Below are 8,645 nucleotides of genomic sequence, written 5' to 3'. Positions count from 1 at the left end.
GGACGCCGTTGAAGGTGGCTTTTCCTCCGAAGGTTACTTCGTTGAAGTTTGCCCCTAGGGTGAACTGGACGCCGTTGAAGGTGGCTTTTCCTCCGAAGGTGGCTTTTCCTCCGAAGGTGGTTTTTGTATCACCTTGGGTGGAGAAGTTGGCTTCTCCGTTGAAGGTTACTTCGTTGAAGTTTGCTCCTAGGGTGAACTGGACGCCGTTGAAGGTGGCTTTTCCTCCGAAGGTGGTTTTTGTATCACCTTGGGTGGAGAAGTTGGCTTCTCCGTTGAAGGTTACTTCGTTGAAGTTTGCTCCTTGGGTGAACTGGACGCCGTTGAAGGTGGTGTCTCCTCCGAAGGTGGTTCTTGCATCACCTTGGGTGGAGAAGTTGGCTTCTCCGTTGAAGGTTACTTCGTTGAAGTTTGCTCCTTGGGTGAACTTGACACCATTAAAAGCTGCATCCCTAATAAAGGTTGATTCGTTGAAATCTGCCTGACCATAGAAACTTGCGTAGGAGAAAATACCTTTTTCAATTGTGAGGTGATTGAGGGGGTAGAAAATGGGCGCCCGGCTGAAGTCGAATTCGAATTCGCTCCATGTACCCCGGCTAGGAATCATATCCCCCTTTTCGTTTTTGGTGAAAGTGCTGCTGCGTTTGCTCATTTCAACAAAAATGGCACGGCGTACGTCCTGTTCTTCGTGGAACTTTGCATAGTCCGCGGTGATATCTTGAAAATTGTTAAAGGTGCCAGATTCTTTAACACGTTCGCATAGAGCCCGTAGCTGTGGGGAATATTCTTCGGAAGAAAATTCAGCTTCATATTCCTGAAGCAGGTTAAAATCATTGTGAGCTTCATATGCTTCAATTTTTTCCGCAGTGAGGAAGGGTGAGCGAATGTAGGAACAGAGATTATTGATAATAATCTGTCCTTCTTTGATTCGAGTTTCTTCATCAATGTTGTCGTCATCTAGCCACTCGTCGACAAGGCCAACGAGAGCGTACACTCCACCAAGGCGCACAGGTGCATCATCGCTAGATAGTTTATCGACCGCTTTAATGTAGCGGTCGCGGCGGGCTGCATGAACCTCACGGATATGGTCCTGGCTATTCTTGCGGTTTGTTTCAATAAGACCCAAAACGGCGATAATGCCACCAGTAATATATAGAAGATGAAGTCTTAAATCAGAAGATGAATCTTTAGAAGATTGATTCTGTTGGTTTCCGGAACCTTGTCCATTCTGTGTAGGCTGTGTACTGCTCGTAGATTGCTGAGTATCGGTTTTAAACCATCCTGTATAGGAAGGAATGTAAAGGGCGGCAGTCCCTCCCAGAATTGCGAGAGCGGCAAGTGAAATAACAAAATATTTTCCCGTAAGGGCGGAAAAGAACTTTTGTATCACCCTAATAAGTGGAAAGAATGCAAAGAGTCCAAATAATAGCAATAGGAATACTGTCAGTGCGCTATTGAATGGTATTCCAAACTTTGAAAAATTAAAAATTTCTAATAAATCTGCAATTTGTCTATCACTTAAGGATTCTATATATGAGATAGTGAAAAATACGATAATTGGAATTAAAATTAATGCAATTATTTTATATATAAGGCACCTAATTGCTTGCTTGTCTCGTGAGGCACTTTTGGGTGACATGAGGGGGTCCTATCTGCTTCGAGAGGATAAGGTCGTAACCAGCATACGGCAGGCGGGTAGCCTCAAGCCACAGATGAGGGTTAGAGAATTACGGGTCGGACAAGCGGAGATGCCTCCATAAGGTGAGCGATGGAGCCTGTAGCCGACCCTCTATATATAAGAGGGGTGAACCTCTGGTGTCTCGCCGTGCCTCTAGCAGCGCTGCTAGAGGCCTAGCCTCCAAACCTAAAAATCGCGCCTAAAAATCGCCCAGCACACCCTATATAAGGTGTCCCTGTGCTACCTCCCGGCACCTCTCGCACCCCAATTTTTCGGGTTTTTCACCCCTTTTTAAAGATTTTTAAAATTTTTTTCGCCCAGTTAGCCCGGCAGTGTCCGCCGTGCGCTGAATCGTTGCGCCGCACCCTTGCGCCACCCGAAAACCCCGGAATTTCGCGGAAAAACCGCCCATTCGCGCCTCGCCGCCGCCCCGATTTTCCCCGCAAAACACCTCTCTAGAACCCTGAAAACCCCACCCCTCACGTCCCTCCGCATAAAAAAGTTGAGTAAAGTTCGCTCAACTCTATTGACAGCCTCTCCGAGAGGGTGCATACTTGAGTACATGAGGCTCAAGGAGCCGCGTAGACCACCCCACACGGGGCGGCACGCGCAGCACCGACCGCCTCCAAAACTTTCAAACTAACCCGCCTCGCATTAGAAGAAGCGGGGCACTAACACCTAAGGAGTGAATAAACATATGGCACGTGCAGTAGGTATTGACCTCGGTACCACCAACTCGGTCGTAGCAGCACTGGAAGGTGGCGACCCGGTCGTCATCGCTAACGCAGAGGGCACCCGCACCACCCCCTCCGTCGTCGCATTCTCCAAGGACGGCGAGGTTCTGGTCGGTAGCGTCGCAAAGCGTCAGGCAGTGACCAACGTCGACCGCACCATCTCCTCCGTCAAGCGCCACATGGGCACCGACTGGACCACCGAGATTGACGGCAAGAAGTACACCCCGCAGGAAATCTCCGCTCGTATCCTCATGAAGCTGAAGGGCGACGCAGAGGCATTCCTGAACGACACCGTCACCGACGCTGTCATCACCGTCCCGGCATACTTCAACGACGCTGAGCGTCAGGCAACCAAGGAAGCCGGCGAGATCGCAGGCCTGAACGTCCTGCGTATCGTCAACGAGCCCACCGCCGCAGCACTCGCATACGGCCTGGACAAGGGTAAGGAAGACGAGCTCATCCTGGTCTTCGACCTCGGTGGCGGTACCTTCGACGTCTCCCTGCTGGAAGTTGGCAAGGACGACGACGGCTTCTCCACCATCCAGGTTCGCGCAACCAGCGGTGACAACCGCCTCGGTGGTGACGACTGGGACCACCGCGTCGTCGAGTGGCTGCTCGCACAGGTGAAGGCAAACACCGGCGCTGACCTGTCCAAGGACAAGATTGCTCTGCAGCGTCTGCAGGAGGCAGCTGAGCAGGCTAAGAAGGAGCTGTCCAGCGCTTCTAGCACCAACATCTCCCTGCAGTACCTGTCCGTGACCCCCGAAGGCCCCATCCACCTGGATGAGAAGCTGACCCGCGCAAAGTTCGAGGAACTGACCCGCGACCTGCTCGAGCGCACCAAGAAGCCCGTGCTCGACGTAATCAAGGAAGCTGGCGTGTCCATCTCCGAGATTTCTGAGGTCATCCTGGTCGGTGGCTCCACCCGTATGCCCGCTGTTGCTGAGCTCGTCAAGGAGCTCACCGGCCGCGAGCCCAACAAGGGCGTGAACCCCGACGAGGTCGTGGCAATGGGTGCAGCACTACAGGCAGGCGTGCTGAAGGGCGACCGTAAGGACGTTCTGCTGATCGACGTCACCCCCCTCTCCCTCGGTATCGAGACCAAGGGCGGCGTGATGACCAAGCTGATCGAGCGCAACACCGCAATCCCGACCAAGCGTTCCGAGACCTTCACCACCGCAGAGGACAACCAGCCCTCCGTGACCATTCAGGTCTTCCAGGGTGAGCGTGAGTTCACTCGCGACAACAAGAACCTGGGTACCTTCGAGCTGACCGGCATCGCCCCCGCACCCCGTGGCGTGCCCCAGATTGAGGTTACCTTCGACATCGACGCAAACGGCATCGTCCACGTCTCCGCAAAGGACAAGGGCACCGGTGTTGAGCAGTCCATGACCATCACCGGCGGCACCTCCCTCTCCAAGGATGACATCGACCGCATGGTCAAGGACGCAGAGGCACACGCTGAGCAGGACAAGGCACGCCGCGAGGCTGCTGACACCCGCAACGCAGCCGAGTCCGTCGCATACTCCGTCGAGAAGCTCCTGAAGGAGAACGGCGACAAGCTGCCCGAGAACGTCAAGACCGAGGTCCAGGGCGATGTCGACGAGCTGAAGAAGGCACTCGAGGGCGACGACGACGCAGCAGTGAAGTCCGCATTCGAGAAGCTGCAGGCATCCCAGTCCAAGCTGGGTGAGGCACTCTACGCAGCAGCACAGGCTGAGGCATCCGAGTCCAAGCCCGCCGCTGATGAGGACGTTGTCGACGCCGAGGTTATCGACGAAGACGAGAAGAAGTAATCATGGCTGAGCAGGAAAACACCACCCCCGACCCGCTGGAGGAGGCATTCAACGCCCCCGCAGCGGAAGGCCACCCCGAAGCTGAATCGGTCGAAAGCCCCGAAGACGCTGCGGAAGCCGTCGAGGCTGAGCTCCAGGACGCCGTAGAAGCAGAATCTGCGGATGCGGCACTCGCCGCGGAGCGCCTGGACTCCCTGCTTCGCCTGCAGGCAGAGTTCACTAACTTCAAGAACCGCACCGCTCGCGAAAAGGAGCAGCTGCGAGGCTTCGTAATCGGTGACCTGGTCGGCGCACTGTTGCCGGTGCTCGACGATATCGACGCCGCACGTAAGCACGGCGACCTGCAGGAAGGCCCCTTCGCCTCCATTGCTACCAAGCTCGAAGAGCTGCTCGGCAAGCAGGGTGTGGAGCGTTTCGGTGAAGTAGGCGACGCCTTCGACCCGAACATTCACGAAGCTGTTCTGCAGCAGCCCACCGACGAGGTGGCTGAGGATCATGTCTCCATGGTTCTGCGTTACGGCTACCGCGTGAACGACCGTGTGGTTCGTACCGCTCAGGTGGCTGTGGCTGTCGCACCGTAAGGTGGCCGGCTAAGCATTGGCTGAATAACTAACGACGGGCGGGTGCTCTCCCTGGTGGGGGAGTGCCCGCCCTGTTGTTTGCCAGGGTTATTTATCCGGGCTGTGGCGAGCTGTTGCGGCGGTCAAGAGGCTTGTAGGGGTGCTATTTTTTGGGCCCAGCCCTTTCAAAATTGAGTCAAGTAGACTAAACTTTTATATAGAGCATTAAGACAAGCACGCGGTGCCCCTGCAAGCCGTCCCGTAACCGAGGAGGGCGGCGCATCACCGCAGAAGGAGAAACACAACATGGCAAGTGAAAACTGGCTAACCGACGACTTTTATAAGGCACTGGGTGTCAGCGAAGACGCAAGCGAAAGCGACATCAAGAAGGCATACCGCAAGCTCTCCCGCAAGTACCACCCGGACCTGAACCCCGGCGACGCCGCAGCAGAGAAGAAGTTCAAGGAAATCTCGGAAGCATACGACGTGCTCTCCGATAAGAAGCAGCGCGAAGAGTACGACCAGATTCGCCGCTACGGCGCATCTGGCATGGGCGGATTCGGAGGTGGCGGCTTCGGCGGTGGCAGCTACACCGGCTACCCCGGCGCGGACGCATTCGGCGGCTTCAGCAACGGCGGCGCAGGCATCAACATTGACGACCTGCTCGGCGGCCTCTTCGGCGGTAGCGCCGGCGGTTCCCGACGCTCCGCAGGCTTCACCAGCGCCGACTTTGGCGGCATGGGCGGCGGCGGCTTCGGCAGTGCACAGCACGCAGCCCCCGAAGAGAGCAGCACCAGCACCCGCATCAGCCTCGCTCAGGCATACACCGGCGCAACCGTGACTGTGTTCCTGCCGGATGGCTCCCACACCGAGGCACGCATCCCCGCAGGCATTAAGGACGGTCAGAAGGTCCGCCTGCGCGGCAAGGGTCTGCGCGGCGGCGATCTGAAGGTCACCGTGCGCGTCTCCGATGACTCCGTGTATTCGCGCGAGGGAAACAACCTGATTATGCGCGCACCCGTCACCCTCGCCGAGGCCGTCGACGGCGCAGTGATTGAGGTGCCTCTGCCCGACGCATCCACCGTGAAGCTGCGCCTGGCACCCGGCCAGGTCGGCCGCCGACTGCGCGCTAAGGGCCGCGGCTTCAAGGCTAAGGGCGGCGACGGCGACCTGCTGGTCATCCCGGAGATTGTACTGCCCACCGAGCTGAGCGCAGAGGCGCAGGAAGCATTCGATAAGTTCGTAAAACTGGCACCGCAGGAGAACCCGCGTAAGGATCTGTTGAAGAAGGCGAAGTAAACCATGGCATCTCGAGAATCATCATCTAAGTCCCGTAGCGGCAAGCCGCTGCACAGCGTGGACCGGCCGGTTTTCGTGATTTCTGTGGCGGCTGAGCTGGCGGGCATGCACCCGCAGACCCTGCGCCAGTATGACCGCATCGGCCTGGTCCAGCCTTCGCGTGCGCCCGGTAAGGCGCGCCGCTATTCGCAGCGTGACGTTAACCGTCTGCAGCAGATTCAGCAGCTCTCGCAGGAGGGCGTCTCCCTGGAGGGTATTCGCCGTATTATTGAGCTGCAGTCCCTTGTGGAGGATCAGCAGGAGCAGATTGCGGCGCTGCAGCATCAGGTTGAGGATGCGAAGGTGAAGCTGGGCTTGGCGGAGCGCGTGTTCGCCGCCGGTACCAGTGGCGACGTGGTGCATATTGCCCGCGGTACCCGCCCGGCGCCTCGTCAGCGTTCTTCGGCTGTGGTGCTGTACCGTCAGCGTCACCAGTCGGCTACGGCGGATGATACGAAGCCGCAGCGCTAAACCGGCTAAACCCGCTACACTGGGATAAACAGCTCGGCTGTTCTAGCTCGCTTCTAGTTCATTTGAGCTGGTCAGCCGCCCATATAGACTTGTGCGTCTTTGTGTATACGCCGCGTGAGGGAGGTTGACTTCCTCCTCCTTGCGAACAAAGAGGACTCCTGCCAGCCGCATACCCTACAGGTATGCGGCTCTCGGTGGGTTAACAGCGTCAACAGCAACAGCACCCGCAAGCAGGCGTCTTACGTCCCTCTTCTGTTCGTTTAAACTCTCCGCAAGTCCTGCGGCGAGCATAATATTCACACACGCATTAGCATCTCGATCTAAGCGCATACCACACTTGGTACACGCCCATTCACGGATATTCAGCGGCTTTCTACCGCCCGGCTCACCACACACAGAACACAGCTGCGACGTGGGGGCAAACCGGTCAGCAAAGACCACCATGCGATGACGTTCATCAGCCTTCTCTTCTATCAGACGGCGTAATAAACCCCATGAGGCATCCAATACCGACTTACCTAAACGGGTACGCGACAGACCAGCCACATTCAGGTTCTCCAGGGCGATGACTTGGTTCTCGTCCACCACCTTGTTTGCTACCTGATGCGCGTAATGGCTCCTTGTATTGCGTACCTTGGCGTGAGCTTTGGCTAGGCGGATGCGTTGCTTTTCGTAGCGGTTGCTACCGCGCTTTTTACGGGAGAGCTGACGTTGAAGCGTAGCAAGACGTGCCGCTGCCTTCTTTAAAGGGCGGGGGTTCTCAAAGAACACCCGTTCACCCTCAGAATTGACAGCTACGGCCAGGCGATTCAGGCCTAGGTCAACACCGACAGCGTATGCAGAAGGCTCCGGTATCTGAATATTTTCAGCAGGCACATCCACAACAAATGAGACATAGTACTTCCCATCCGGCTCACGAATGAGTGTGACTGAGGATGGCTCAGCAGGTAGAGGGCGTGACAGCACGAACCGCACATTTCCAATTTTGGCCAAGCGCACAAAACCGACTCGATGAGTTGTTTCATGCACTATAAACCCGGAGTTCTTCGTAAACCTTGCTGACTGGCGGTGACTGCGCTTTTTAAAGCGCGGTGCATGAGCGCCGCGTTTACCTTTGCGCTGGCCAGTGACAGTAGCAAAAAAAGCCTTATAGGCTTTATCCAAGTCACGTAAGGCTTGTTGTAGGGGTACGGAGGAGACCTCACTCAGCCAGAATCGTTCCTCGGTTTTCTTTAACGCAGTCAGGCGTGCGGACAGTTCAGCGGCTGAAGGTTTAGTGCCGGTGAGCCGGTAGGTCTCTAGTGCGTGGGCTAAAGCGTCGTTGTAGGTTACGCGCACGCATCCAAAGAGTCGGGCAATAGGTTCGACCTGGCCCGGTTTTGGGTATGCGCGGTATCGGTAACGCTTCAACATAACATCTCCATTATATACTTGGTGTCATGGCAGATAATGCAGACATTCGCACTGGAAGACAAGCTATCTGGGATCTTCATGTCCAGTTGGTGTTTGTAACTAAATACCGTCGATATGTCTTCACAGATGACATGTTGAAAACCTGTGAAAACATCATGCGGGACGTATGTAAAAACTTCGGCGCAACCTTGGAAGAGTTCAGCGGAGGGGCCAATCACGTTTACTTGCTGGTGGGATACCCTGCAACAGTTGCTGTTTCCAAGTTGGTCAATTCCCTCAAAGGTGTTTCCTCGCGTATCTTACGGCGAGATTACGCGGATGAGATTGCCCCTTACCTGTTGGATGGGCATCTGTGGTCACGCTCGTATTACGCAGGCTCTGCTAGTGGTGCTCTATCGCAAGCCGCGCTAACCGGCTACACTGGGATAAACAGCCCGGCTGTTCTAGCTTGTCTAGGCTAGTCAGCTACTTATATAGACTTGTGCGTCTTAGCGTCATACGAAGCGAGGGAGGGTAGACCCCCGCCCCGCATGCACTTGGACCCACACACAAGGAGGTGAGGCTCCCCGAACGAACGGGGAGCCTCACCTGCTTGGTTATATAGTTGGAGATAGCATAGTTGGACTAACAAGTTCGGGGTATTGAGATGGAAGAGGGG

7 protein-coding genes are annotated in these 8,645 nt (G+C 55.9%); 5 read left to right on the top strand and 2 right to left on the bottom strand.

Annotation, left to right across the window (positions count from 1 at the left end; translation table 11 throughout):
* On the bottom strand, positions 1-1,636 hold a 1,636-nt coding region (locus HMPREF2845_RS06410), incomplete at its 3' end, for a pentapeptide repeat-containing protein (RefSeq protein WP_210394528.1).
* Between the two features lie 736 nt (positions 1,637-2,372).
* Between HMPREF2845_RS06410 and dnaK the strand changes: the two genes are divergently transcribed.
* The 4 genes from dnaK (at position 2,373) to HMPREF2845_RS06390 (ending at position 6,574) form a co-directional block, all read left to right on the top strand.
* Positions 2,373-4,205 (top strand): molecular chaperone DnaK, encoded by a 1,833-nt coding sequence (gene dnaK / locus HMPREF2845_RS06405; RefSeq protein WP_070634197.1) that lies wholly within the window; start codon positions 2,373-2,375, stop codon positions 4,203-4,205.
* Between the two features lie 2 nt (positions 4,206-4,207).
* Positions 4,208-4,786: a nucleotide exchange factor GrpE gene (locus HMPREF2845_RS06400; protein ID WP_070634196.1), complete on the top strand. Its 579-nt coding sequence runs from the start codon at positions 4,208-4,210 to the stop codon at positions 4,784-4,786.
* A 285-nt stretch (positions 4,787-5,071) separates the two neighbouring features.
* Positions 5,072-6,064 (top strand): DnaJ domain-containing protein, encoded by a 993-nt coding sequence (locus tag HMPREF2845_RS06395; RefSeq protein ID WP_070634195.1) that lies wholly within the window; start codon positions 5,072-5,074, stop codon positions 6,062-6,064.
* A 3-nt stretch (positions 6,065-6,067) separates the two neighbouring features.
* Positions 6,068-6,574 (top strand): heat shock protein transcriptional repressor HspR, encoded by a 507-nt coding sequence (locus HMPREF2845_RS06390; RefSeq protein ID WP_070634194.1) that lies wholly within the window; start codon positions 6,068-6,070, stop codon positions 6,572-6,574.
* Positions 6,575-6,748: 174 nt separating this feature from the next.
* Here the strand turns inward: HMPREF2845_RS06390 and HMPREF2845_RS06385 are convergent, their stop codons facing one another.
* On the bottom strand, positions 6,749-7,987 hold the full coding sequence (locus HMPREF2845_RS06385) for an RNA-guided endonuclease InsQ/TnpB family protein (RefSeq protein ID WP_049346853.1): 1,239 nt from the start codon (positions 7,985-7,987) through the stop codon (positions 6,749-6,751).
* A gap of 26 nt (positions 7,988-8,013) precedes the next feature.
* On the opposite strand from HMPREF2845_RS06385, the gene tnpA reads away from it, so the two are divergent.
* Positions 8,014-8,448, top strand: coding sequence for an IS200/IS605 family transposase (tnpA, locus tag HMPREF2845_RS09125; protein WP_239663332.1), 435 nt, complete (start codon positions 8,014-8,016; stop codon positions 8,446-8,448).
* The last annotated feature ends 197 nt before the right edge of the window (positions 8,449-8,645 follow it).

The sequence above is a fragment of the Rothia sp. HMSC065B04 genome (assembly GCF_001812285.1).
GTDB lineage: Bacteria > Actinomycetota > Actinomycetes > Actinomycetales > Micrococcaceae > Rothia > Rothia mucilaginosa.
The sequence above is the reverse complement of the archived record's forward strand: the minus strand, read 5'-3'. Positions and strand labels throughout refer to the sequence as shown.